Source organism: Shinella granuli (assembly GCF_004341885.1).
Taxonomy (GTDB): Bacteria; Pseudomonadota; Alphaproteobacteria; order Rhizobiales; family Rhizobiaceae; genus Shinella; species Shinella granuli.
Genome location: NZ_SLVX01000007.1, coordinates 45,144 through 69,020 on the forward strand (window position 1 = coordinate 45,144; position 23,877 = coordinate 69,020).

Below are 23,877 nucleotides of genomic sequence, written 5' to 3' on the forward strand. Positions count from 1 at the left end.
CGCGAAAACTACTCCTTCGCCGGTATCGATTTGATGAACGCTTCGGCGGCCGGAAGCATCGTCGCGACCATCACGTCAACCCCCTCGGAATTCGGATGCATGCCGTCGTCGAGCTGCAGGTTCGCCTTGGTGACGACCCCGTCGAGGAAGAACGGATAGAGCGCGGCGCCGTGCTTTTCCGCCATGCGCCGGTAGATGCCGTTGAAGCGCTCGCCGTAGTCGGGGCCCATGTTCGGTGGGGCCAGCATGCCGGCAAGCAGCACCGCGATGCCGCGCTCCTTGAGGCGCGTCAGCATGGCGTCGAGGTTCTTCTCCGTCTGTTCCGGAGGAATGCCGCGCAGCGCGTCGTTGGCGCCGAGTTCCAGAATCACGCCCTGCGTGCCCTCGGGGATCGACCAGTCGAGCCGGGCAAGGCCGCCGGAGCTCGTGTCGCCGGAAACGCCGGCATTGGCGATCTCGACCTCGTAGCCCTTTTCGCGCAGCGCCTTCTCCAGCTTCACCGGAAAGGCGTCCGTCGCGGGTAGCTGGTAGCCGGCCATCAGGCTGTCGCCGAAGCCGACGAGCTTCACGGGCTCCGCCCGGGCGGCATTCACGGATAACAAAGCTGTGATTGCAAGTGAGGCGAAAAATCCAAGCGCCGCTTTAAACGACATGTCGCTGATCCTAGATTGCTGGCATTCCAGTTGCTTCAAGACATATAGGGCAGAATTCCTTGGCCAAAACCATCATCGATCTCAAAAAAGCCGATCTCACCCTCGGCCGGGCGGCCGCCTCCGTTCATGTGCTGAAGGGGATCGACCTTTCGATCGAGGGGGGCGAATCGGTCGGCATCGTCGGCCCGTCCGGCTCCGGCAAGTCGACGCTCCTGATGGTGCTGGCCGGGCTCGAACGGCTGGACAGCGGCGAGATCCATATCGACGGCGCGGGCCTGCACGGCATGAGCGAGGACCAGGTGGCCGATTTCCGCGGCCGCAATATCGGCATCGTCTTCCAGTCCTTCCACCTCATTCCCAACATGACGGCGCTGGAAAACGTCGCTGTGCCGCTGGAGCTCGCCAATGTGCGGGACGCCTTCGAGATCGCCCGGCGGGAACTGACGGCGGTCGGCCTCGGCGAGCGCCTGTCGCATTATCCCGGCCAGCTCTCGGGCGGCGAGCAGCAGCGCGTGGCGATCGCCCGGGCGCTCGCGCCCTCGCCGAAACTGCTGATCGCCGACGAGCCGACCGGCAACCTCGACACCGAGACCGGCCGGCAGATCGCCGATCTTCTCTTCGCCAAGCAGGCCGAGCGCGGCATGACGCTGGTGCTGGTGACGCATGATCCCGCGCTCGCCGCCCGGTGCAGCCGGCAGGTCGCCATGCGCTCCGGCGAGATCGTTTCCGGCGCGGCGCCGATCAAGGCGACGCTGGCCGAGGCGGTGCCGGCATGAGGATCGGCACAGTCCTGAGACAGTTTCCGCTGGCGCTTCGCCTGGCGCTGCGCGAAATGCGCGGCGGCCTCAAGGGGTTCTACATCTTCCTCGCCTGCATCGCGCTCGGAACGGCGGCGATCGCGGGCGTCAATTCGGTGTCGAGCGCCATCACCCAGGCGATCGCCTCGCAGGGGCAGACCCTGCTTGCCGGCGACGTGCGCTTCGAATTCAACAACCGCTTCGCGACCCCGGAAGAGCTGAAGCACTTCCAGGGGTTGGGTGATGTTTCCCTCTCTTCCAGCCTGCGCTCCATGGCGCGCCTGCCCGACGGGTCCGACCAGACGCTGGTCGAGGCGAAAGGCGTCGACGGCGCCTATCCGCTCTACGGCACGCTGGAAACCAGCCCCCAGCAACCGTCCGCGACCCTCTTCGCCAGGGACGGCGAGGCCTTCGGCGCGGTCGTCGCGCCGCTGCTGCTCGACCGTCTCGGCATTGCCGTCGGCGACGAGATCCTGCTCGGCACGGTCCGGTTGAAAGTGACGGCGACGCTGGTGCGCGAGCCGGACGCGGTTTCGGAAGGGTTCGGCTTCGCGCCGCGGCTGATGATCTCGGAAGAGGCCATGCAGGCGAGCGGTCTCGTGCAGACCGGCAGCCTCGTGGAGAACGCCTACCGCATCCGGCTTGCCGATGCCGGCATGTCGCTGTCCAGGGTGCGGGCGGACGCCACGAAAGCCTTCCCGCAGGCCGGCTGGTCGATCCGCACCTCCAACAGCGCGGCGCCTTCGCTCACCAACAACATCACGCGCTTCTCGCAGTTCCTGACGCTGGTCGGCCTGACGGCGCTGATCGTCGGCGGCGTCGGCGTTGCCAATGCGGTGCGCGCCTATCTCGATTCCAAGCGCTCCGTCATCGCCACCTTCAAGTGCCTCGGCGCGCCGGCCTCGCTGGTGGCGCTGGTCTATCTTGCGCAGATCGCGCTGATCGCCGTGGTCGGCATCCTGATCGGCCTCGTGGCGGGCGCGCTGATGCCCATGGTGGCGATGGGCTTCCTCGACGGCGTGCTGCCGGTGCCGGCGGAGGCGACGATCTATCCCGCGGCCCTGCTGCTCGCCGCCGTCTTCGGCCTCTTGACGGCGCTGGCCTTCGCCATCATGCCGCTCGGCCATGCCCGCGAGGTGCCGGCGACAGCGCTCTTCCGCGAGCAGGGTTTCGAGGCCGGCCGCCTGCCGAGTTGGCCCTATGTCGCGGGCGCGGCGCTGCTTCTTGCGGCGCTCGCCGGGCTTGCCATCGCCACGGCCTATGACCGCTACATCGCCGTCGTCTTCCTCGGGGCGATCGCCTTCGCCTTCGTCGTGCTGCGCGCCGTCGCCATGCTGATCACCGCGGTCGCGAAACGCAGCCCGCGCGTCAATTCGCCGGCCTTGCGGCTGGCGGTCGGCAATATCCACCGGCCGGGCGCGCTGACCTCCTCTGTCGTGCTGTCGCTCGGCCTCGGCCTTGCGCTTCTCGTCACGCTGACGCTGATCGACGGCAATCTGCGCCGGGAGCTCACCGGCAACCTGCCGGAGCGCGCGCCGAACTTCTTCTTCGTCGATATTCAGGGCAGCGAGCTCGACGGGTTCCGCACCGTGCTGCAGGCGAACATGCCCGACGGCAAGATCATCGAGGTGCCCATGCTGCGCGGCCGCGTCATGGAGCTGAACGGTGTCGAGGTCTCGAAGGTCAAGGTGCCGCCGGAGGGGCAATGGGTGCTGCGCGGCGACCGCGGCATCACCTATGCCAAGCGCACGCCGGAAAACTCCACGCTTGCAGAAGGCGAATGGTGGCCGGAGGATTATTCCGGCGAGCCGCTCGTCTCCTTCGCTGCAGAGGAGGGCCGCGAACTCGGCCTCAAGATCGGCGACAGCGTGACGGTCAACGTGCTCGGCCGCAACATCACGGCGCGCATCGCCAATTTCCGCAATGTCGAATGGGAATCGCTGTCGATCAACTTCGTCATGGTCTTCTCGCCGAACACCTTTGCCGGCGCGCCGCATGCGTGGCTGGCGACGGTGATCGACCCGCAGGCGACGGCCGGGCAGGAGGCGGCGACCTTGAAGGCCGTCACCAATGCCTTCCCGACGATCACCAGCGTGCGCGTCAAGGATGCGCTCGACGTGGTCAACGAACTGGTCGGCCAGCTCGCCACCGCCATTCGCGCCGCCGCGGCCGTCGCGCTCATTGCCTCGATCCTCGTGCTCGCAGGGGCCCTCGCCGCCGGCAACCGGGCGCGCGTGCACGATGCCGTGGTCCTCAAGACGCTGGGTGCGACGCGCGCCACGCTGATCCGCGCCTTCAGCTACGAATATCTGATGCTGGGGCTGGCGACGGCGGTCTTCGCGCTCTTTGCCGGCGGGGTGGCGGCCTGGTTCGTGGTGAGCCGCATCATGACGCTCCCGTCGAGCTTCCTGCCGGACGTGGCCGTCATGACGGTTGTCACGGCGCTCCTCATGACCGTCGGCATCGGCCTTGCCGGCACCTGGCGCATCCTGGGGCAGAAGGCCGCGCCCGTGCTGCGCGAGCTTTGAGACCGGCAGGATCCGGGGCCCCGTAGGGGCCGCGGGTCTTGTACGAGACACAATTCATGCGCATATTGAACGCAGGCAAGCTGGAGCCCCGCAGCGGATGCCCGGATTCCGTGCCGACCATCGGCGAATAAACGGGAACCCGACACCGTCACCACAGGGGGCTTTACGAGAGGAAAACATGGCTGATCTTCGCAACTACCAGACCCGAACGGCCCATGCCGGCGCTCAGGCCGGTGCCGTCATCGACGAGGGCCTGCGCGCCTATATGCTCCGGGTCTACAACCTGATGGCCCTGGGCCTCGCGATCACCGGGGTCGTGGCGTATTTTGCTTCGCAGGCCGCCTTTGCCGGTGGCCAGCTCACGAGCTTCGGTTACGCGATCTATGTGAGCCCGCTGAAGTGGGTCGTGATGCTCGCCCCGCTGGCGCTGGTCTTCTTCCTGAGCTTCCGCATCCACAAGATGAGCGTTTCGGCCGCGCAGGCGACCTTCTGGGTCTATGCCGGCCTGATGGGCCTGTCGCTGTCGTCGATCTTCCTGATCTATACCGGCGCCAGCATCGCGCAGACCTTCTTCGTCTCCGCCGCCGCCTTCGGCGCGCTGTCGCTGTTCGGCTACACGACGAAGCGGGACCTCTCCGCGATCGGCTCGTTTCTGATCATGGGCCTGTTCGGCCTGATCATCGCCTCGCTCGTCAACCTGTTCCTGCAGTCCTCCGCGCTCGACTTCGCGATCTCCGCGATCGGCGTCCTGGTCTTCGCGGGCCTGACGGCCTGGGACACGCAGAAGATCAAGGAAATGTATTTTGAAGCCGACGAGGTCGCCGTTGCCGGCCGCAAGGCCATCATGGGCGCGCTGACGCTCTACCTCGACTTCATCAACCTCTTCCTGTTCCTGCTGCGCTTCCTCGGCAACCGCGAGTAACGCCAAGCCGGATGAAGGGTTGAATGAAAGAACCCCGCCGGAGACGGCGGGGTCTCACTTCGAAGAGAGACAGTCCGCCAAACCTCTCCTCCGCCATGGTCGGGCTTGAACCGACTACCCACGCTCCGGGCCGTCGGTGGATCCTCGGCTCAAGGCCGAGGATGACGTCGGGGGTGAGGCGAGGTTCGCCAACAAACAAAAACCCCGCCGTTTCCAGCGGGGTTTTTGTTTGGCAAGATGCCTATTCGCTGATGATCTTGAACTTTTCGCCCGGGCGGACGGTGCTTGCCGCCGTCATCGCGTTGATCAGGCGGAAGAGGTCGAGCTTGCGGTCCGTGCCCATCATCCGCCCGGCCAGCGAGGCGACGGTGTCGCCTGCTCGGGCCGTGACGACGCGCACGCGCAGCGGCTTCAGCGAGGCGACTTCGGGCGGCGTCAGCTTGCGGAACGAGGTCCTGAGGATCGCGGCGGTCGGCTCCAGCGCCGTCGAGCCCACCGGAACCGCCGTCAGGAAGCGGTAGATCTGGTTGTCGATGCGCACGACCGTGACGTCGAATTCCCAGCGGTCCGCCGCCGCCTTGGCCGTCGCCGCCTCCAGCCCGTTGATCGTGATGGGCTGGATCGTCTCCGGCTTGAGCCCGGTCACCCAGCCGCTCGAAATGTAGTTGACGAGGTTCTGCTTGCGGCTGTCGGCGACACCGTCGAAGCGGATCGCGACATCCCCGGGACCCGTCGCCAGCACCGCATCGGCCTTGTTGTCGATCTGGAAGCCGGCCGGCACGTCGAAGCGGATGCCGAGCTTGCCGTGCAGGAAGGTCTGGCCGCGCACATAGCCTTCTTCCGGCGCATCGCCGTAGAGCAGGCCGTCGATGCCGGCGAGGTAGTAATCGCGGCCGCGGTCGCCGATCGAGCCTTCCGCCCCGAAGGCCCGGGCATGCAGGCGCGCCAGCTCCACGCGCTGCGGCGCGTTCGGGTGGCTCGACAGGAAGTCGAGGCTCTGGTCGGAATCGGGATCGACCGCGGTGAAGCGGGCATAGGCCGCCATGGAATCGAGGAAGCGGGCGGCGGCATAGGGATCGTAGCCCGCCTCGCCCAGCATGCGCACGCCGATCACGTCCGCCTGGAGTTCCTGGTTGCGCGAGAAGGCGGCAAGGCGCAGTTTTCCGCGCGCCAGGGCCTGCTTGCCGGCGATGTTGCTGGAAAGCACCTCGGCCACGACGCGGCTGGCGATGACCTCGGCCTCTTCCTTCTTCTGCCGCTCGATGCCGTGGTTGGCGGTGACGTGCGCCATTTCGTGCGAGAGCACGGCGGCGACCTCCGAGGCGTCGTTGGCAAGCGCCAGCAGGCCGCGGGTCACGTAGAGATAGCCGCCCGGCAGCGCGAAGGCGTTGATCGCGGGGGAATTCAGGATGGTGATGCGGTAGGACTGGTTCGGGTTTTCCGAAACGAGCGTCAGCGCGCCGGCAATGCGGGCGACGAGCCGCTCGGTCTTGGCGTCCTTGTATTCGCCGCCGTAGCTCGCGACGATGCGCGGGTGCTCGCGGGCGCCCATCTGGGCGCGCGGGTCGTTCTTCTGCACCTCTTCGACGATCTGCGGATTGGACGAGGGCGAGATCGTCGGCTCATAGGTCTGCTCGATGATCGACTGGCAGCCTGACAGCAGCGTGCCGGCAAGCATCAACGCCGCAAGGGGCTTCAAAACCCCGCGTCCGCATACCATTGCAGCTTCCTGCGATGCTCTCGCCATATCTCTTGCCCACAGCCCGAACCGGGTCCTCGAATGGATGAGATAGACGCACCATACCTGGCCGGCAACTCCCGATTCGACAAACGCTTCCCTTGTGGCTCCGGTGACACAGGGGGGCGTCCAAATTGTGGCGTGCCGCCGGAACGCCCCGCCGGTCGCGCCGCTAAAGCGCGGAATGACCGAGGAATTTTGCAACGGCCGGTGGTTCCCGACGCGAGAGGAAATCGCCGACGGGCTCATCGAGAAGGATCGCGCCCGCCTCAAGGAACATCACCCGGTCGGCCAGCCGGCGGATGTCCTCCGGCTGGTGGGTGATGAAGAGCATCGTGCTCTTCGTCTCGCTCCGCAGTTCCGCCAGAAGTTTCGCCATCTCCGCCCGCATGGCCGGATCGAGCGCGGCGAAGGGCTCGTCGAGCAGGAGGATCGGCCGGCGCCGCACCAGGGCGCGGGCGAGCGCCACGCGCTGCCGCTCGCCGCCGGAAAGCGAGCCCGGCAGCCGCCGCTCGTAACCGCCGAGACCGACACGGGCGAGCGCCGTGAACACGCGCTGGCGTGCAGGTGCGTCGAGCCGCAGTGCCGGATCGATGCCGAGGCCGACATTGTCGGCGATCGTCAGATGCGCGAAGAGGTTGTTGTCCTGGAAGATGATCGAGACCGGCCGTTCCGCGGGATCGCGCCCCGCCATGTCTTCGCCGAGCAGCCGGACATCGCCTGAGGCCGGCGCCTGGAAGCCGGCGATGACGTTGAACAGCGTCGATTTTCCTGCGCCCGAGGGGCCGGCCACGGCGACTGCGGCACCGGTGGGAATGGCGCAGTCGAAGGAAAGCCGCTTCTCCTCGAAGCGCACGATGACATCGGTGAGGCGGATGGCAAGGTCAGGCATCGGCGCTTTGTCTTTCGGTCGGGCGCTCCGCCGTGGTCGAGGGCAGCGTCAGGAGAAGGCATATCACGCCGAGCAGCAGCGCGATGCCGGCGGCGTCCGCCGTGCGATAGCTCGCCATGCGGGAGAAAAGCAGCCAGGGCAGGGTGATGAAGCCTTCCGCGCCGAAGATGGCGACGGCGCCGAGATCGCCGAGCGACAGCGCCATGGCGAAGGCGAAGGCCGTGAGCAGCGGCTTCTTCAGGGCCGGCAGGTCGATCCATCGCAGGCGATGCAATCCGGTGACGCCGAGGCTGAGCGCGAGCCGGGTGGTGCGCGAGAGGTGGGTGCGATAGGCCGGCTCCAGCACGCGCACGACGAAGGGCAGCGCCATCAGCGCATTGAGGACGGTGATGACGGCAGGGGCGAAGCGCCCGGTCTCGCTGAAGGTCCTCAGCACGAGGAACCAGCCCGTGGCGACGACGACCGGCGGCACGAGCAGGATGAGCGAACCGACTGCCGGCAGTGCGCGGCCCATCAGCCGTGTCGCGATGCCCGCATCGCCCGTTTCGGCAAGCCGCGGCACGAGCACGATGGGCAGTGCGATCGCGAGGCTGAGGCAGGCCGAGGCGAAGGAAATGGCAAGGCTGGTGAGGAGCGCCCGGTGCAGCAGCGGATCGAGCGCCAGCCGGCCGAGATCGGCGGAAAGGCCTGAGACAAGGGTGGCGGCGAGCGGGGCGGCGGTGAAGAGGGTGAAGAGAAGGATGACGAGGCCGTCGGGGACGCGCCGCCTGCGGCCGTCGAAACGGCGGATGGCGCGGCCCGCTGTCATGCCTTCCTCGGGCGGGTGGCCGAACAGCGAGATCAGCCAGAGCAGGCTTGCCGTGACGAGGATCTGCAGGAAGGCGAGCAGCACGGCGCGCTGGGGGTCGAAATCGAAGCGCAGCGCCTGGTAGATCGCCACTTCGATCGTGGTCGCGGCCGGTCCGCCGCCGAGCGTCAGCACGATCGTGAAGCTCGTTGCGCAGAGCATGAAGACGAGGCCGGCGATGCCCGGCAGGACCCGCCGGATTACCGGCCATTCGACGAGCCGGAACACCGCGCCGCCGCCCATGCCGAGATTGGCGGAGGTCAGCCAGTATTCCGCCGGAATGCGGTCGAGGGCCGCCAGCAGGAAGCGCGCGGCGAGCGGCAGGTTGAAGAAGACGTGGGCGATCAGGATGCCGGCAAGCCCGTAGACGCTGACCGGGTTCTGCAGCCCGGCAAGCCCGAGCAGGTCGTTGACGACGCCCTGCCGGCCCCAGATCTCGATGACGCCGAGCGCGGCGACCAGCGCCGGCAGGCCGAGCGGCACGACGGACAGCCGGATGATCCAGACGCGGCCCGGAAAGTCCCGCTGCCGGGCGAGCGCCCGGGCGACGGGAATGGCGAGCAGGACGGACAGCAGCGTGGAGAGCGTCGCCTGCAGCAGCGTGAACCGCGCGACGCGTCCGATATAGGCATCGAGGAGCGGCGCACCGGCGCCGGGGCCGGCATGGGCGAGAAGCACGGCCGTCGCCGCACCGACGAAGGCGAGCACGGTGCCGAGGGCGAGGCCCCCGGCGACACGCAGCGTCCGTCGCTCAGTGCGGGCGAAGATCACGTTACCTGGCGCTCATCGCCGCCAGCCATTCGTCGATCCAGGCCTTGCGGTTGGCCGCGACCTCGTCCGACGACATCAGGAAGGTCTTTTCCGGCTTCACCAGCGCGTCGAAGGCTGCAGGCAGCGGATCCTTCGTCTTTGCGGCCGGCATCATCCAGTTGGTCTCCGGGATGATCGACTGGAAGTCCGGGCCGGTCATGAAGGTCAGGAACTGGCGGGCAAGATCCTTGTCGTCGGCGGTGCGCGTCAGGCCGGCGACCTCGATCTGCACGTAGTGGCCCTCGGAGAAGGCGGCGGCCTTGTAGCGCTCGGTCTGTTCCGCGATGACGTGGTAGGCGGGCGAGGTCGTGTAAGACAGCACCATCGGCGCCTCGCCCTTGGTGAAGAGGCCGTAGGCTTCCGACCAGCCGGGCGTCACCGTCAGCACACGGTCCTTCAGCTTGCCCCAGGCCCCGGCCGCCTCGTCGCCATAGACCGACTTCACCCACAGCAGCAGGCCAAGACCCGGCGTCGAGGTGCGCGGGTCTTCGATGACGATCTTCTGCGACGGGTCGCCCTCGACCAGTTCCTTCAGGCTCGTCGGCGGGGTCTTGAGCGTCTCGCTGTCATAGACGACGGCAAAATGGCCGTAGTCGTAGGGCAGGAACGTGTCGTCGGAAAAACCGCCCGGCACCGTCAGGCCTTCCGGCGAAAGGCCGTGCGCCTCGAAGAGGCCGGTCGCCTTGGCCTCGGTGATCAGGTTGGTATCGAGGCCGAGCACCAGGTCGGCCTTCGTGCCCTCGCCTTCGAGCTTCAGGCGCGTCAGGAGTTCCACGCCGTCGGCAACGCCGACCCATTCGACGGTGCAGCCGCAGGTTTTCTCGAAGGCTTCCTTGACCTTCGGGCCGGGTCCCCATTCGGCGACGAAGCTCTCATAGGTGTAGACGGTCAGCGTCTTTTCCTGCGCCAGCGCGGGAAGGGCGAGGGAAACGGCGAGTGCCGCGATGGTGGAGAAAAGTGTCTTGCGCATCCGCGCCTCCTTGCTGTTCACAAAACGGGAGTAGGGCGCTGGATGTGCCGTCTAATCCCTCCGCCGGTACGAGCCGGATCAGGTTCTTCGGGTTGGCGAAACCGCCTCTCAGCCAGCGGATCGAAACCCGCGGGCACCCCGTTAGAGCAAGGCAAGGCATAATCCCGCTTGCGGCGGGGCGCAAGAGGGTGGCGGCAAGCAAAAGGCCGGCGAAAGCGCCGGCCCCGACCTGTCAAAAAGCTGCCTACCTCTTTTCGGTCACGCGATGAAACGCTCGGGGCGATAGGGGCCGATATTGATGACGGTCCGCTCGCCCAGCATCTTTTCCGCCAGCACGCGGCCGGTGATCGGGCCGAGCGTCATGCCGTGATGGGCGTGGCCGAAGGCGAACCAGAGGCCGGCGTGGCGCGGAGCCTTGCCGATGATCGGCATCATGTCCGGCGTGCAGGGGCGGGCGCCCATCCAGGGCTCTTCGTCGCGGCGTTCGGCGAGCGGGAAGAATTCCCGCGCCACCTTTTCGGCCCGGCGCAACTGCACCGGCGTCTTGCGCGTGTCGCGCTTGGCGAATTCGGCCCCGGTGGTGAGGCGGATGCCGCGCTGCATGGGCGCGAGGAAATAGCCGCGTTCGGCATCCAGCACCCAGTTGTTGAGCGTCGCGCCCTCTTCCGCACCGTAATGCATGTGATAGCCGCGCTTGACGGCGAGCGGGAAGCGGTAGCCGAGCTTGCGCGTCACCGTATCGGCCCAGGGACCGAGCGCGACGACGACTTCCTTGCCTTCGAGCGGGCCTTCCGGCGTGGCGATGCGCCAGCCTTCACCTTCCAGCACATGCTCGATGGTCGCTGCATCGCCGGACTTGAGTTCGCCGCCGAGCGACTGGAAATAGGCGAGGTAGCGCTTCAGGAGGCCCTGCGGATCGAGGATCGACCATGGGTCGGTCCAGCGCAGGCCGCCGGTGAGCTCGGCGCGGATGGATGGCTCGGCCTCGGCCACCTCCCGCGTCGTCAGCTTCTGGTGGTTGACGCCGAAATTGGCCGACAGCTTTTCGGCGTCCGCATAGGCCTTGTCGCGCTCCTTCTCCGTGCGGAAAACCTTCATCCAGCCGTCCTTGCGGATGAGGTCGTCCGCGCCGGACGCGGCGATGAGGTCGGCATGCTCGGAAATCGAGTTCTCGATGAGCGGCGCATAGAGATGGGCGATGCTCTGGTGCTGGCGGAAGCCGGAATGCCACCAGTAGCGGGCAAGGAACGGAATGATGCCGGGGATCGCCGAGGGGTGGTAGTGCGCGTCGATCGTGTTGTTCAGCGCGTAGCGGAAGAGCGCGCCGAAATCATGCGGGAAACCATAGGGGAAGACGCCCTCGCGCTGGATCAGGCCGGCATTGCCATAGGAGGTTTCTTCCGCCGCGCCGCGGCGGTCGACGAGCACCACCGACTTGCCGCGCCGGAGGAGATGGATCGCGGTCGAAATGCCGACCACGCCCGCGCCGAGAACGATGACATCCGTCTTCATGAGCCTGCCCCAGGAGATTTTCGTTTGCGCATCAATGCATGCGGGCTCGCGCCAAGGCAAGGCGCGTCATTGTCCCGCCAGCCGCAGCAGGTTTTCGATCGCCGCGTGTTCGAAGCCGCCGATGCCCTCGGAAATATCGGCCTTGATGGCGGACGCCACGGCGTCCTCGTCGCGCTTGCGCAGCGCGGCGATCGCTTCCTGGTGGCGATCGACGAAATAGAGCTGGGCGACATGCTCCATGGCGATACCGAGGAAGGGGCCGAGCTGGAGCCAGATGCTCTCCACCATCGGCATGATCACCTGCTCGGGATTGGCGGTATAGAGCGTGCGATGGAATTCCTGGTTCAGGAGCAGGGCATTGGCATTGTCCTTGCGGGCGATCGCCTCGTCCTGCGCCCTGTCGATCTCTTCCAGCCGGTCGATCCGGCGCTCCGTGATATGCGGCACCGCCCGGCGCGCGGCATGCTGCTCCAGCACGGAACGCAGCGAGACGAGTTCGCTGAACCGGTCCGCTGTCATGCGCGGCACCATGATGCGCCTGTTGTCGAGCACGCGCAGCGCGCCTTCCGACGAGAGGCGGCGCAACGCCTCGCGCACCGGCGTCGGGCTGCTCTCCATCGCTTCGGCGATGCCGCGGATCGTCAGCGATTCCCCCGGCCGGATCGAGCCGACCATGATCGCCTGGCGCAGGCGCCGGTGCGCATATTCATGCGTCGTCATGCCTTCCGGCCGGTCCAGTGGCTCAAGCGCCAAGTTGCCCAATCCATCCCTCCACGAAAGGCTGCCAGATGCTATCCTATGCTTTGTGACAGGTTCTAGCAGCTTGACCCCCGACAAGAAAGTGTGCATATTTTGAAAATGTGATCACAAAAATAATTATGTGATACGGAAGGGAACCATGACTGCGAACAATGATGCCAATTGGCTGATCAATGCCGACGGCGTGGAGAGCATCCAGGCCGTGGTCTGCGACCTGAACGGCATCCTGCGCGGCAAGCGCGTGCCCGTCGGACAGGCGGAAAAGGTGCTGAAGGGCGGTATCCGCATGCCGCTGTCCATCGTCGGCGTGGACGTATGGGGTGAGGACATCGTCGGCTCCAGCCACGTCTTCGCCTCGGGCGACATGGACGGCATCTGCAGCCCCACCGGCCGCGGCGCGCTCCCGGTCAACTGGACGCTGAAACCGTCGGCCGTCGTGCCGCTCTGGCTGTTCAAGGAGGGTGGTGAACCGTTCCTCGCCGATCCGCGCCAGGCGCTCGCCCATATCGTGCGGCAGTATCACGAATTGGGCCTGCGCCCCGTCGTCGCCTCGGAGATGGAATTCTACCTGATCGACGCCGAGCCCGATCATGCCGAGCCGCCGATCTCGCCCTATACCGGCAAGCGTCTCGATTCCGATGCCATCCTCTCCATCGACGAACTCGACGATTTCGGCCAGTTCTTCTCCGACGTCTATGCGGAATGCGAGCGGCAGAACGTGCCGGCGGATTCGGCCGTCGCGGAAAACGGCATCGGCCAGTTCGAAATCAACCTGATGCATACCGACGATCCGTTGAAGGCTGCCGACGACGCGCTGTTCTTCAAGCGCATCATCAAGGGCGTCGCGCGCAAGCACGGCTTTGCCGCCACCTTCATGGCAAAGCCCTACGGCATGCGTTCGGGCAGCGGCATGCACATGCATTTCAGCCTGGTCGACGAGAAGGGCGACAACGTCTTCGACAACGGCACACCCGAGGGTTCCGACATCATGAAGCACGCCGTGGCGGGCCTGATGCGCGGCATGGCGGAATCGACGCTGCTCTTTGCGCCGCACTACAATTCCTACCGGCGCCTGCGCCCCGATACCCACGCGCCGACCTCGATCTCCTGGGGCTACGAGAACCGCACCGCCGCCATCCGCATCCCCGGCGGCAACAACAAGGCGCGGCGCATCGAGCATCGCGTCGCCGGCGCGGACGCCAATCCCTACCTCGTCATGGCCGGCATTCTCGGCGCCGCCCTCGTCGGCATCCGCAACAAATGGGAGCCGCCGGCGCCGGTCTCGGGCCGGGCCTATCTCTCACAACTGCCGCGCATTCCGAGCGAATGGGGTTCGGCCGTCACTGCCTTCGAGAACGGCTCGATCGTCTCCGAAATCTTCGACACCGACCTTCGCTCCATGCTGATCGCCTGCAAGCGGCAGGAAATCGCCGGTTTCGCCGAACAGGTGACCGACTTCGAATTCAGCGCCTACCTGGAAATCGTCTGATGGCCAAGCAAGACTCCTATGCCGGCAACGGTGCCTACCCCGACAGCTACTACGCCGCCTCCCGCAACATCGTCCGCACGCCGAAAGTGCTGGAAGGCGCGGTGACGGCGGACGTCGCCGTGCTCGGCGCCGGCTATTCCGGCCTTTCGACCGCCATCCACCTTGCCGAAAAGGGCTACAAGGTGGTGATGGTCGAGGGCGCCGGCATCGGCTGGGGTGCGTCCGGCCGCAATGGCGGCCAGATCGTCAACGGCCTCAATGCCAGCCTCGACACGATCAAGCGCCGCTATGGCGTTGAGGCCGGCGCCTTCGTCGGCGGCCTGGTGCAGGAGGGCGGCAAGATCATCCGCCGCCTCGTTTCCCAGTACGATATCGACTGCGACCTGAAGACCGGCAACATCTACGCCGCCTATACGCCCGCCCACATGAAGGACCTCGAACACAAGAAGGCCCTGTGGAAGAGCTACGGCATGGACGACCACCAGATGCTCGACAAGGCGGCGATGCGCAAGCTCGTCAACACCGACGCCTATATCGGCGGCATGCTGGATACGACCGGCGGCCACATGCACCCGCTCAACCTCACGCTTGGCGAGGCGAAGGCTCTGGAATCGCTCGGCGGCGTGATCTACGAGCAGTCGCCCGTCACCCGCGTCGAGCACGAGGCGGAAAAGCCGGTCATCCACACGGCCAAGGGCAGCGTGACGGCCAATGTCGCCGTGCTCTGCGGCAATGCCTATCTCGGCCATGTCGTGCCGAAGCTGGTCTCGCGCGTCATGCCGGTCTCCACCCAGATGGTCGCCACCGAACCGCTCGGCGCCGAGCGCGCCGACGCGCTGATCCCGAGCGACATGTGCGTCGAGGACGTGCGCTACATCCTCGATTATTTCCGCCTGTCGGCCGACAAGCGCATGATCTTCGGCGGCGGCACCGTCTACGGCGGCACCGACCCGGCGGACGTCAGGGCAAAGATCCGCCCGAACCTCGAAAAGGTCTTCCCGTCGCTGAAGGGCGTGAAGATCGACTATGCCTGGAGCGGCAATTTCGCCCTCTCCTTCTCGCGCGTGCCGCAGATGGGCAAGATCGGCAAGAACACCTATTTCGCCCATGGCTACAGCGGCCACGGCGTGACCGGCTCGCACCTTTTCGGCCGCATCCTCAGCGAGGCGATCGACGGCGACCTCTCCCGCTTCAGCCAGTTCGAAAAGCTGCCCTGGATCCCCTTCCCCGGCGGGCGCCTGTTCCGCGCGCAATATTCCACCATCGGTTCGTGGTGGTATCAGTTCAAGGATGCCTTCGGCCTCTGAAGACGGCCGTGTTTTGACGACAAGCATTCCTCCAGACACGTGTCCTCCTCGGCCTTGCTCCGGGGAGGATGAGCCGCGATTGGCCGCCCGATGGTCCTGTGCTGTTTCCTAACGCCGGATCCGCGTCGACAGGATGATCGACGACAGCGTGCGCTCCACGCCGTCGATCGCGCCGATGCGGTCGATCAGGTGGTCGAGTTCGGCGATCGATGCCGCCTCGACCACGGCGATCAGGTCGAAACTGCCGCTCACCGAATGCAGCGTGCGCACGGCCGAGATGGCGTGCAGCTCCGTGGTGATGCGCGCCAAGGTCTTCGGCGCGATGGTGATCAGCACATGCGCCTTCACCATGCCGCTCTCATAGGCATCCGAGAGCTTGACGCCGTAGCCGGCGATCACCCCGTCCCGCTCCAGCCGGTCGATCTTCGCCTGCACGGTGGTGCGGGAAAGACCCAGTTTGCGGGCGATCGTCGCGGTCTGTTCACGGGCGTTCTCGCTGAGGATGGCGAGAAGTTCGCGATCCTTGGCGCCTAGCGTCGAAATGCTCATTTTCACCGTCATTCTGCCGATATCGATAGTGTATTATGCCGGATATGGCGCTTTAAATCGACACCCATCGCCCTCAAAATTAGTGCATCAATTCATGCCGGAGGGAAATCACATGAAGGACATCGTTGTCATCGGCGCAGGCAAGATCGGCTCGACCATCGCCCGCATGCTGGCTCACAGCGGGGATTACCGCGTCACCGTCGCCGACCGTTCGGACGAGCAGCTCGCCGCCATCGAGCGTCACGCGACCGTTTCGACCGCCGTCGTCGACATTGCCGACGGCTCTGCCCTGCGCGCGCTCCTCGCCGGCAAGTTCGCCGTTCTCTCCGCCGCGCCCTACCACCTGACTGTCGCCATCGCGGAAGCTGCCGCCGATGCGGGCCTGCACTATCTCGACCTCACGGAAGACGTCGAATCCACCCGCCAGGTCAAGCGCATCGCGGAAAACGCCAAGACGGCCTTCATCCCGCAGTGCGGCCTTGCACCGGGCTTCATCTCGATTGTCGCCAACGACCTCGCCAGCCGCTTCGATTCGCTCGAAAGCGTGCGCATGCGCGTCGGCGCCCTGCCGCAGTACCCGTCCAATGCCCTGAACTACAATCTCACCTGGAGCACGGACGGCGTCATCAACGAATATATCGAGCCCTGCGAAGCCATCGTCGAAAGCGCGCTGATCGAGGTTCCGGCCCTCGAAGAGCGCGAGGAATTCTCGCTCGACGGCGTCACCTACGAGGCCTTCAACACCTCCGGCGGCCTCGGCACGCTCTGTGAATCGCTGAAGGGCAAGGTCCGCACGCTGAACTACAAGACGATCCGCTATCCCGGCCATGCCGCCATCATGAAGGCGCTGCTCAACGACCTCGGCCTGCGCCACCGCCGCGAAGTCCTCAAGGACATCTTCGAAAACGCCCTGCCGACCACCACGCAGGACGTCGTCATCATCTTCGTGACCGTCTCGGGCCGCAAGGGCGGCCGCCTGATCCAGGAAACCTACGCCAACAAGGTCTACAGCGCCCCGGTCGCCGGCAGCCTGCATTCCGCCATCCAGATCACCACGGCCGGCTCGATCTGCGCCGTGCTCGACATGCTCGCCGACGGTTCGCTGCGCGCCGAGGGTTTCGTCCGCCAGGAGGAAATCGCCCTCGACACCTTCCTCGCCAACCGTTTCGGTCACTACTACGCCCAGGAAAACCACGGCGCCCGCGCCGCCTGACCTTCCAGACCCTTCAGACGCCCCGGTTCGGACCGGGGCGTTTTCGCATCTGTGGCTCGGCCGCGGGGAAGTAGAGAACGCCACAAGGCGCGGATCCATAAAAATGGGGCCTCTTTCGAGGCCCCTTTTCTTTTGTCCGATTGGTGATGCGGCTCAGGCGAGCTTTGCGCAGGCGTCCGCGATGCGCTTCAGCGCTTCCGTCAGTTCCGCCTCCGACGTGGCGTAGGAGATGCGGAAATAGGGGGAAAGGCCGAAGGCCGAGCCGGGCACGACGGCGACATGGGCGTCTTCCAGGAGATAGTCCGTGAAGTCGCTGTCGGCTTCGATGCGCCTGCCCTTCGGCGTCACTTTGCCGATCACGCCCGCGCAGCCGGCGAAGGTGTAGAAGGCGCCTTCCGGGGTGCGGCAGGCAAGGCCGGGGATGGCGTTCAGCGCCGAGACGACGAGGTCGCGGCGATGCTTGAAGCTCGCCTGGCGGTCCTTGAGGAAATCCTGCGGGCCGGTGAGCGCCTCGACCGAGGCGGCCTGGCTGACCGAGGACGGGCAGGAGGTCGCCTGGCTCTGGATCACGGCCATCGCCTTGATCAGCGCCTTCGGGCCGCCGGCATAGCCGATGCGCCAGCCGGTCATGGCATAGGCTTTGGAGACGCCGTTGATCGTCAGCGCACGGCTCTTCAGGCGCGGTTCGATGGCGACGGGGGTGACGAACCTGAATCCATCGTAGACGATGTGTTCGTACATGTCGTCGACCATCAGCCAGACATGCGGGTGTCTCAGCAGCACGTCGAGGAGCGGGCGGTAGTTGGCCTCGCCATAGGCCGCGCCTGACGGGTTCGACGGCGAGTTGAACAGCACCCAGCGTGTCTTCGGCGTGATCGCCCTTTCGAGCTGCTCGGCCTTCAGGCGGAAACCGGCCTCGGCGTCGCAGGGGATCAGCACCGGCACGCCGCCGCAGATCTCCACGATGTCGGAATAGGAGGTCCAGTAGGGCGTCGGAATGATCACCTCGTCGCCCGGATCGATCGTCGCCATGAAGGCGTTGAACAGGATCTGCTTGGCGCCCGTCGCGACGGTGATCTCGTCGAGCGCATAGTCGACATCGTTCTCGCGGCGGAATTTCTCGGAGATCGCCTTCTTCAGCTCCGGCGTGCCGTCGAGCGCGGTGTATTTCGTCTCGCCGCGGTCGATGGCGGCCTTGGCGGCGGCCTTGACATTGTCCGGCGTGTCGAAGTCCGGTTCGCCGGCGCCGAGGATGATGACCGGCAGGCCGTCCTTCTTCATTGCAGCGGCGCGGGCGCCGATCTGCAGGATTTTCGAGACGCCGATGGCGGCGATGCGCGAGGCGGGCGTAAAGCCCGCCTCCTCTGTCTTGGTCCGGTTGTCCATCACGGCCTACTCGATGTCGAAGGAGACGCCCTGGGCGAGCGGCAGAGCCTTCGAATAGTTCACCGTGTTGGTGGCGCGGCGCATATAGGCCTTCCACGCGTCGGAGCCGCTCTCGCGGCCGCCGCCGGTTTCCTTCTCGCCGCCAAACGCGCCGCCGATTTCCGCGCCCGAAGTGCCGATGTTGACATTGGCGATGCCGCAATCCGAGCCGTCGGCGGCGAGGAAGCGTTCGGCTTCCTGCATGTTCAGCGTGAAGATCGACGAGGAGAGGCCGGCCGAAACGGCGTTGTGATCGTCCAGGACGGCGTCGAAGTCGGAATATTTCATGACATAGAGGATCGGCGCGAAGGTCTCTTCGAGAACCGGGCCGGCCTGCTTCGGCATTTCGACGATGGCGGGCTTGACGTAGTAGGCCGTGTCCTTCCCGGCTTCCGCGACGCGTTCGCCGCCGGTGACGGAACCGCCTTCGGCCTTGGCTGCTGCCAGCGCCTTCTGCATGCCGTCGAAGGCCTGCTTGTCGACGAGCGGGCCGACGAGCGCCGAGGTTTCCAGCGGGTTGCCGACGGAAACGCTGGTATAGGCCTTCTTCAGGCGCGGCACGAGCTGGTCGTAGACGCTGTCATGCACGAAGAGGCGGCGCAGCGTCGTGCAGCGCTGGCCGGCGGTGCCCATCGCGCCGAAGGCAATCGCGCGCAGCGCCATGTCGAGGTCGGCCGAGGGGCAGACGATGCCGGCATTGTTGCCGCCGAGTTCGAGGATCGAGCGGGCAAAGCGCTTGGCAAGACGCGGGCCGACTTCCTTGCCCATGCGGGTGGAGCCGGTGGCCGAGACGAGCGCGACCTTGGAATTGTCGACGAGGGCTTCGCCGATGGCGCGGTCGCCGATGAGGACCTGCGACAGGTTCGCCGGGGCGTCGCCGAAGCGGGCGAGGGCGCGCTCGAAGATCGCCTGCGATGCAAGGGCGGTCAGCGGGGTCTTTTCGGACGGCTTCCAGACGATGGAATTGCCGGCGACCAGCGCCAGCGCGGCGTTCCACGACCAGACGGCGACCGGGAAGTTGAAGGCCGAGATGATGCCGACGACGCCGAGCGGGTGCCAGGTCTCCATCATGCGGTGGCCGGGGCGTTCGGTGGCGATCGTCAGGCCGTAGAGCTGGCGGGAGAGGCCGACGGCGAAATCGCAGATGTCGATCATTTCCTGCACTTCGCCGAGGCCTTCGGAGGTGATCTTGCCGGCCTCGATGGAGACGAGGCGGCCGAGATCGGCCTTGGCGGCGCGCAGTTCCTCGCCGAGCAGGCGGACGAGTTCGCCGCGCTTCGGTGCGGGAACGAGACGCCAGGCCTTGAAGGCGTCGTGGGCGGCGTCGATCGCCTTGTCGGCCTCGGCGGCCGAAACGGTCTTCAGCTTGCCGATCTCCTCGCCGGTGACCGGGCTGTAGGAGGCCATGTCGCCGCCCTGCCAGGCGCTGCGCGCGACGCCGAGCTTGTCGAGAAGGGTTTCGGTTTCCTGTTTCACGTCGACTTTCGTCATGGGGTGTCTCCCTGTCTGTTTTTAGAATGTGATGGTGCCGAGCGGGCCCGGCGAGGTGATGGTTTTCAGCCCGGCCGCAAGCGCGCGGAGCTTTTCCGGGGTGTATCTGTCGTAGAAGGCCTGGTTCTTGCGGCCGATGGCGTGTTCCGCGCTGAAGCTGCCGCCGAATTGCTCGACCGCGACGGTGAAGACCCATTCGCGCAGGTCCGCCTCGAAATCGGGATCGGCAAGCCGTGGGTCGTCCTTCGCGACGACCAGGTTGAAGTGCACGCCGCCGTCGCCGATATGGCCGAAGTCGCAGATCGTGACGTCCTCGAAGTGATCAGGCATTTCCGCCTTCATATGGGCGAGGAAGGGCATGATGTCACCCCGGCGGAAGGACAGATCGAAGGCGATCAATCGCCCGCGATGCTTCACGCCCTCCGAGAGCGCATGGCGCAGCGCCCAGATCTCGTGCGGCGGGCCGACGAAGGCGTCGGCGAGCGGTGCGTCCTCGCGCTCCCAGATCGCGGCGAGCACCTCTTCCAGCACCGCGTCGAGCGGCTGCTCGCCAGCGCGCGGCGGAGTGGAGCGGGAGATTTCCGCGAGGATGACGAAGTCGGGCACCACGCCGCCCTGGAAGGGATTGCGCAGCGACGGCACATGATCGAGCGCGGCGGCGACCGCGTTGCCGGACATGCCCTCGAAGGCCGAGAGATAGCTGCCGAGCGCGTCTTCCATGGCGACGAGCAGCGTCGCGACCTGGTCTGCCGAGGCGGGCACGAGCAGGGCGGTGGCGGACTGTTTCGGGGCGGGTTCGAGGTTCAGCACGCATTCGGTGACGACGCCGAAGGCGCCCGACGTGCCGATGAAGAGCTGCTTCCAGTCGACGCCGGTATTGTTCTTGCGCAGGTCCGAGGAGAGGTCGAGCACGGTGCCGGCCTCGTCGGCGAGCACCACGGTGAGGCCGAGAACATTGCGGCGCACATCGCCGTAGCGCAGGAACCGCGAGCCGCCGGTGTTCGTCGCGATCATGCCGCCGAGGCGCGGGTCGGCGCCGAGGTCGATCGGGAAGAAGAGGCCGCTGTCTTCCAGCTTGCCGTTGAGGTCGGAAAGGCGCAGGCCCGCCCCGGCCCTGACCGAGCGGTTCACCCGGTCGAGGTCGAAGGGGGCGGTCAGGCGGTCGAGGCTGAGCACGCCCTGTCGGCCGCTCCCGTCGGGCGTCGAGCCGGAGACGAGGCCGGTATTGCCGGACTGCGGCACGAGCGCGATGGCGTTCCGCACGCAATAGGAGACGATGGCGGAGGCCTCCGCCGTCGTGGCCGGGCGGGCGACGAAGGCGGCGCGGCCCCTGTCGTAGCGCGCGCCGGTCTCGTAGGCGGCCATGTCGGCTTCTTCGGTGAGAAGACCCTTCTCGCCGGCAAGGCCCTTCAGCGCTTCGATATGGCGTGCCTCGATCATGCGCTCTTCCGTCACTCCGCAGCGGCAGCCATGTTGACGATGCCGAGGCACATTTCAAGCGACGCGCGCTGGATGGCGGCATAGTGGGCGAATTCGTCGAGGACGGCATGGCCGAGATCGCGCTCGAACATCACCTGGTTCGGGCTGGCGACGAAGTCCTGGGTCGCGTCGTCGCCGAGGTTCGACTGGAAGATGCCCGCGGCGCTGACCGGCAGGAAATCCTCGTAGACGATCGGGTCGAAGCGGATGAGGCCGGCTTCGATCGCCGTTTCGAGATCGGCGTTGCGGCCGGTGCCGGACTTGCCCTTCTCCGTCAGGCAATAGGTGAAATAGCCGAGGCCCGCCTTGCGGATGCCGTCCCAGTCATCCGGGAAGGCCTTGAAGACGTCGGCGAGCGCGGCCTCGTATTCGGCGGCATTGGAGCCGTCGGCGGCCGGGCGCACGCGGGCGCGCGTCTCGGTGAGCAGCCGGTCGTAGAGCGCGCGGCCCTTCGGCGTCAGTGCCACGCCGCGCTGCTCGATCTCGCCGAAGCGGGCCGTGTGGGAGCCTTGCTGCCAGGCGCCGTCGGCGCCGATGAAGGAGACGGCCTCCTCCAGCGCCTTGAACGAGGTCTGGCGCAGGAGGATCGGGCAGGTGCGGGTCGGCGGGCCCTCGACGACGGCCTTCGGGGCGATGCCCTCTTCCGGCATGCGGGCCTGTACCTTGTCGATGTCGAGCGTGCGCGGTGTCAGGTGGTTGATGTGCGGACCCTTGAAGGAGACGACGTCGGCGATCAGGCGATGCGCCTCGTGCAGGCGCTTGTACATGTCGGCGCTGACGATGGCCTGGTCGTGCCAGCGGAAGGTTTCCAGCACTTCGCTGACGAAATGGGCGGCATCGGCTTCATCGAGGCCGCCGTCACGCTCGGCCTTCTCGACGAGCCTGACGGCCTCGTCGGTGAAGATCTTTCGTGCGGCGAGCACGTCGGCCGCTTCTTCACGCAGTTTTTCGTCGGCGATGAGATCGAGGCGCAGCAGCGAGGTGAAGACGCGGAAGGGGTTGAGGCTGAGGCTTTCGGCGCCGACCGGGCGGAAGGCGGTGGAGTGCACGGGAACGCCGGCGGTGGAGAGGTCGTAGTAGCCGACCGGGAACATGCCCATGACGGCGAAGACGCGGCGCATCATGGAAAGCTCGCCCGGCGTGCCGAGGCGGATGGCGCCATGGCGTTCCTCGGAGATGCGCTCCAGCGTGTCTGTCGCCTCCAGGCGCTCCCTGAGGACGGGGTCGGCGGCAAGCGTCTCGGCGTTCACCTCGGCCACCAGCGACATCAGCGTGCCATAGGCGGGAACCTCGTTGCGGTACATGGCGGACATCGCGGCGGAGAAGTCCGCGCGGATCTTGTCGGCGGAAACGTGCGAATTTGCTTTCATGGCGAGCGGTCTCATCTCGATGTTGCGCAATTCCGCATGGAAAACCGCTTCACACTTTTCCTGGAATTGCTTTAGAAGGGTGGGAGGCCCTGATCATTCTCAAAACGGATCATACCGGATCGTTTCTTGCCGCGATTGCGACCGTTCTGACTATGTTGATGCGAGGAAAGAATGAAGCTCAGTCGAAGGCTGATCCCCGACGTCACCACGCTGCAGGCGTTCGAATGCGCCGCGCGCCACGGCAGCTTCACGCAGGCGGCCCATGAGCTGAACCTCACCCAGAGCGCCGTCAGCCGCCAGATCAAGGACCTGGAGGAACAGCTGGGCGTGCTGCTGTTCGAGCGCGTGCGCCAGCGCGTGGTGCTCTCTGACGATGGCCGCCGTTTCCTGCCGGAAGTGCGCAAGCTGCTGCACCAGACGGAGGAGACCATGCTGCGCGCCATGGCATCGGCCTCCTCCGAGCACAGCCTTTCCATCGCGACGCTGCCGACCTTCGGCAGCCGCTGGCTGACGCCGCGCATTCCGGGCTTCCTTGCGGAAAATCCCGGCACGATCATCAACATCGCCTCGCGCTCGGCGCCGTTCGATTTCGACGAGGAGAATTTCGACCTCGCGATCCACTACGGCCAGCCAGTCTGGGCGCGGGCGGCCTGTACCTATCTGTGCAGCGAGGTCATTCTCCCCGCGGCAAGCCCGGAGCTGGTGAAATCCTGGAACCTTGCCGAGCCGAAGGACCTGGAGCGGGCGCCGCTCCTGCATCTTGCGACGCGCCCGAAGCTCTGGGCGCAATGGTTCGAGCTGAACGGCGGCTCGGCGGATACGGCCTATCGTGGCCATCGCTTCGACCAGTTCTCCATGGTCATCGAGACGGCCGTCGCGGGGCTCGGCTTCGCGCTGCTGCCGCATTACCTGATCGAGCAGGAGCTGGCGAGCGGCCGGCTCGCCGTCGTCTTCGACCGGCCGATGGAGACGGAGAACAGCTATTATCTCGTCGTGCCGGAAGGAAAGCTCGAAAATCCGCTGAGCCAGGCGTTTCGCGCCTGGATTTCCCGGCAGGTCCCGGCATAGGATTTTCGCGGCCGATCATGCGGCGGGGGCATGACCCCGTTCTCATTTTTTGCTTTAG

Annotated in this window: 19 protein-coding genes and 1 riboswitch; of the genes, 7 read left to right on the forward strand and 12 right to left on the reverse strand. The window is 66.2% G+C overall.

Features of this window, described 5'->3' with window-relative positions; genetic code table 11:
* Positions 1 to 8: 8 nt before the first annotated feature.
* Positions 9 to 653, reverse strand: coding sequence for an arylesterase (locus EV665_RS13325; RefSeq protein ID WP_133034468.1), 645 nt, complete (start codon positions 651 to 653; stop codon positions 9 to 11).
* Between the two features lie 59 nt (positions 654 to 712).
* Here EV665_RS13325 and EV665_RS13330 point away from each other — a divergent pair, with 59 nt between their 5' ends.
* From EV665_RS13330 to EV665_RS13340, 3 genes are all read left to right on the forward strand, one after another.
* Positions 713 to 1,429, forward strand: a complete 717-nt coding sequence (locus tag EV665_RS13330; protein ID WP_133034469.1) for an ABC transporter ATP-binding protein — start codon at positions 713 to 715, stop codon at positions 1,427 to 1,429.
* On the forward strand, positions 1,426 to 3,978 hold the full coding sequence (locus tag EV665_RS13335) for an ABC transporter permease (RefSeq protein ID WP_133034470.1): 2,553 nt from the start codon (positions 1,426 to 1,428) through the stop codon (positions 3,976 to 3,978). Before EV665_RS13330 ends, EV665_RS13335 begins: the two co-directional genes overlap by 4 nt.
* Positions 3,979 to 4,156: 178 nt before the next feature.
* The gene (locus EV665_RS13340) at positions 4,157 to 4,900 is read left to right on the forward strand and encodes a Bax inhibitor-1/YccA family protein (RefSeq protein WP_064331853.1); all 744 of its coding nucleotides are present in this window, start codon (positions 4,157 to 4,159) and stop codon (positions 4,898 to 4,900) included.
* 241 nt (positions 4,901 to 5,141) lie between these two features.
* On the opposite strand, the gene EV665_RS13345 is transcribed toward EV665_RS13340, so the two are convergent.
* From EV665_RS13345 to EV665_RS13370, 6 genes are all read right to left on the reverse strand, one after another.
* The gene (locus tag EV665_RS13345) at positions 5,142 to 6,620 is read right to left on the reverse strand and encodes a M48 family metalloprotease (RefSeq protein ID WP_064331852.1); all 1,479 of its coding nucleotides are present in this window, start codon (positions 6,618 to 6,620) and stop codon (positions 5,142 to 5,144) included.
* Between the two features lie 190 nt (positions 6,621 to 6,810).
* A complete protein-coding gene (gene thiQ / locus EV665_RS13350) occupies positions 6,811 to 7,530 on the reverse strand; it encodes a thiamine ABC transporter ATP-binding protein (RefSeq protein ID WP_064331851.1) in 720 nt (239 codons plus the stop codon).
* A complete protein-coding gene (thiP, locus tag EV665_RS13355; RefSeq protein WP_380686160.1) occupies positions 7,523 to 9,145 on the reverse strand; it encodes a thiamine/thiamine pyrophosphate ABC transporter permease in 1,623 nt (540 codons plus the stop codon). Before thiP ends, thiQ begins: the two co-directional genes overlap by 8 nt.
* A 4-nt stretch (positions 9,146 to 9,149) precedes the next feature.
* Complete coding sequence (gene thiB, locus EV665_RS13360; protein ID WP_133034471.1) at positions 9,150 to 10,157, reverse strand: thiamine ABC transporter substrate binding subunit; 1,008 nt, start codon at positions 10,155 to 10,157, stop codon at positions 9,150 to 9,152.
* A gap of 38 nt (positions 10,158 to 10,195) precedes the next feature.
* Positions 10,196 to 10,308: riboswitch (TPP riboswitch) on the reverse strand.
* A gap of 107 nt (positions 10,309 to 10,415) precedes the next feature.
* On the reverse strand, positions 10,416 to 11,669 hold the full coding sequence (locus EV665_RS13365) for an NAD(P)/FAD-dependent oxidoreductase (RefSeq protein ID WP_133034472.1): 1,254 nt from the start codon (positions 11,667 to 11,669) through the stop codon (positions 10,416 to 10,418).
* A 66-nt stretch (positions 11,670 to 11,735) separates the two neighbouring features.
* Positions 11,736 to 12,389, reverse strand: coding sequence for a GntR family transcriptional regulator (locus EV665_RS13370; RefSeq protein WP_064332702.1), 654 nt, complete (start codon positions 12,387 to 12,389; stop codon positions 11,736 to 11,738).
* Positions 12,390 to 12,567: 178 nt separating this feature from the next.
* Between EV665_RS13370 and EV665_RS13375 the strand changes: the two genes are divergently transcribed.
* The gene (locus EV665_RS13375) at positions 12,568 to 13,917 is read left to right on the forward strand and encodes a glutamine synthetase family protein (protein WP_133034474.1); all 1,350 of its coding nucleotides are present in this window, start codon (positions 12,568 to 12,570) and stop codon (positions 13,915 to 13,917) included.
* Entirely contained in the window at positions 13,917 to 15,224 is a 1,308-nt protein-coding gene (locus EV665_RS13380) for an NAD(P)/FAD-dependent oxidoreductase (protein WP_206362189.1), read from the forward strand. Before EV665_RS13375 ends, EV665_RS13380 begins: the two co-directional genes overlap by 1 nt.
* 108 nt (positions 15,225 to 15,332) lie before the next feature.
* Here the strand turns inward: EV665_RS13380 and EV665_RS13385 are convergent, their stop codons facing one another.
* Entirely contained in the window at positions 15,333 to 15,773 is a 441-nt protein-coding gene (locus tag EV665_RS13385; protein ID WP_206362188.1) for an Lrp/AsnC family transcriptional regulator, read from the reverse strand.
* Positions 15,774 to 15,885: 112 nt separating this feature from the next.
* On the opposite strand from EV665_RS13385, the gene EV665_RS13390 reads away from it, so the two are divergent.
* Positions 15,886 to 16,986 (forward strand): saccharopine dehydrogenase family protein, encoded by a 1,101-nt coding sequence (locus tag EV665_RS13390; protein ID WP_133034475.1) that lies wholly within the window; start codon positions 15,886 to 15,888, stop codon positions 16,984 to 16,986.
* 153 nt (positions 16,987 to 17,139) lie between these two features.
* On the opposite strand, the gene EV665_RS13395 is transcribed toward EV665_RS13390, so the two are convergent.
* The 4 genes from EV665_RS13395 to hglS are packed head-to-tail and all read right to left on the reverse strand — an operon-like array spanning position 17,140 to position 22,751.
* The gene (locus EV665_RS13395; protein WP_133034476.1) at positions 17,140 to 18,372 is read right to left on the reverse strand and encodes a pyridoxal phosphate-dependent aminotransferase; all 1,233 of its coding nucleotides are present in this window, start codon (positions 18,370 to 18,372) and stop codon (positions 17,140 to 17,142) included.
* 6 nt (positions 18,373 to 18,378) lie between these two features.
* Positions 18,379 to 19,902, reverse strand: a complete 1,524-nt coding sequence (amaB, locus tag EV665_RS13400; RefSeq protein WP_133034477.1) for an L-piperidine-6-carboxylate dehydrogenase — start codon at positions 19,900 to 19,902, stop codon at positions 18,379 to 18,381.
* 21 nt (positions 19,903 to 19,923) lie between these two features.
* The gene (locus tag EV665_RS13405; RefSeq protein WP_133034478.1) at positions 19,924 to 21,342 is read right to left on the reverse strand and encodes an FAD-binding oxidoreductase; all 1,419 of its coding nucleotides are present in this window, start codon (positions 21,340 to 21,342) and stop codon (positions 19,924 to 19,926) included.
* An 11-nt stretch (positions 21,343 to 21,353) separates the two neighbouring features.
* Positions 21,354 to 22,751: a 2-oxoadipate dioxygenase/decarboxylase HglS gene (gene hglS, locus EV665_RS13410; protein WP_133034479.1), complete on the reverse strand. Its 1,398-nt coding sequence runs from the start codon at positions 22,749 to 22,751 to the stop codon at positions 21,354 to 21,356.
* 171 nt (positions 22,752 to 22,922) lie between these two features.
* On the opposite strand from hglS, the gene EV665_RS13415 reads away from it, so the two are divergent.
* Positions 22,923 to 23,819, forward strand: a complete 897-nt coding sequence (locus EV665_RS13415; RefSeq protein ID WP_064331841.1) for a LysR substrate-binding domain-containing protein — start codon at positions 22,923 to 22,925, stop codon at positions 23,817 to 23,819.
* Positions 23,820 to 23,877 lie beyond the last annotated feature (58 nt).

What these genes read in the sequence shown, in the direction of transcription:
- EV665_RS13405 (WP_133034478.1), bottom strand. Translation starts at nt 21,342, where the DNA reads ATGATCGAGGCACGCCATATCGAAGCGCTGAAGGGCCTTGCCGGCGAG.
- EV665_RS13365 (WP_133034472.1), bottom strand. Translation starts at nt 11,669, where the DNA reads ATGAAGACGGATGTCATCGTTCTCGGCGCGGGCGTGGTCGGCATTTCG.
- thiB (WP_133034471.1), bottom strand. Translation starts at nt 10,157, where the DNA reads ATGCGCAAGACACTTTTCTCCACCATCGCGGCACTCGCCGTTTCCCTC.
- EV665_RS13335 (WP_133034470.1), top strand. Translation starts at nt 1,426, where the DNA reads ATGAGGATCGGCACAGTCCTGAGACAGTTTCCGCTGGCGCTTCGCCTG.
- EV665_RS13345 (WP_064331852.1), bottom strand. Translation starts at nt 6,620, where the DNA reads ATGGTATGCGGACGCGGGGTTTTGAAGCCCCTTGCGGCGTTGATGCTT.
- thiQ (WP_064331851.1), bottom strand. Translation starts at nt 7,530, where the DNA reads ATGCCTGACCTTGCCATCCGCCTCACCGATGTCATCGTGCGCTTCGAG.
- EV665_RS13325 (WP_133034468.1), bottom strand. Translation starts at nt 653, where the DNA reads ATGTCGTTTAAAGCGGCGCTTGGATTTTTCGCCTCACTTGCAATCACA.
- EV665_RS13375 (WP_133034474.1), top strand. Translation starts at nt 12,568, where the DNA reads ATGACTGCGAACAATGATGCCAATTGGCTGATCAATGCCGACGGCGTG.
- EV665_RS13370 (WP_064332702.1), bottom strand. Translation starts at nt 12,389, where the DNA reads ATGACGACGCATGAATATGCGCACCGGCGCCTGCGCCAGGCGATCATG.
- hglS (WP_133034479.1), bottom strand. Translation starts at nt 22,751, where the DNA reads ATGAAAGCAAATTCGCACGTTTCCGCCGACAAGATCCGCGCGGACTTC.
- amaB (WP_133034477.1), bottom strand. Translation starts at nt 19,902, where the DNA reads ATGACGAAAGTCGACGTGAAACAGGAAACCGAAACCCTTCTCGACAAG.
- EV665_RS13340 (WP_064331853.1), top strand. Translation starts at nt 4,157, where the DNA reads ATGGCTGATCTTCGCAACTACCAGACCCGAACGGCCCATGCCGGCGCT.
- EV665_RS13385 (WP_206362188.1), bottom strand. Translation starts at nt 15,773, where the DNA reads ATGAGCATTTCGACGCTAGGCGCCAAGGATCGCGAACTTCTCGCCATC.
- EV665_RS13395 (WP_133034476.1), bottom strand. Translation starts at nt 18,372, where the DNA reads ATGGACAACCGGACCAAGACAGAGGAGGCGGGCTTTACGCCCGCCTCG.
- EV665_RS13380 (WP_206362189.1), top strand. Translation starts at nt 13,917, where the DNA reads ATGGCCAAGCAAGACTCCTATGCCGGCAACGGTGCCTACCCCGACAGC.
- EV665_RS13390 (WP_133034475.1), top strand. Translation starts at nt 15,886, where the DNA reads ATGAAGGACATCGTTGTCATCGGCGCAGGCAAGATCGGCTCGACCATC.
- EV665_RS13415 (WP_064331841.1), top strand. Translation starts at nt 22,923, where the DNA reads ATGAAGCTCAGTCGAAGGCTGATCCCCGACGTCACCACGCTGCAGGCG.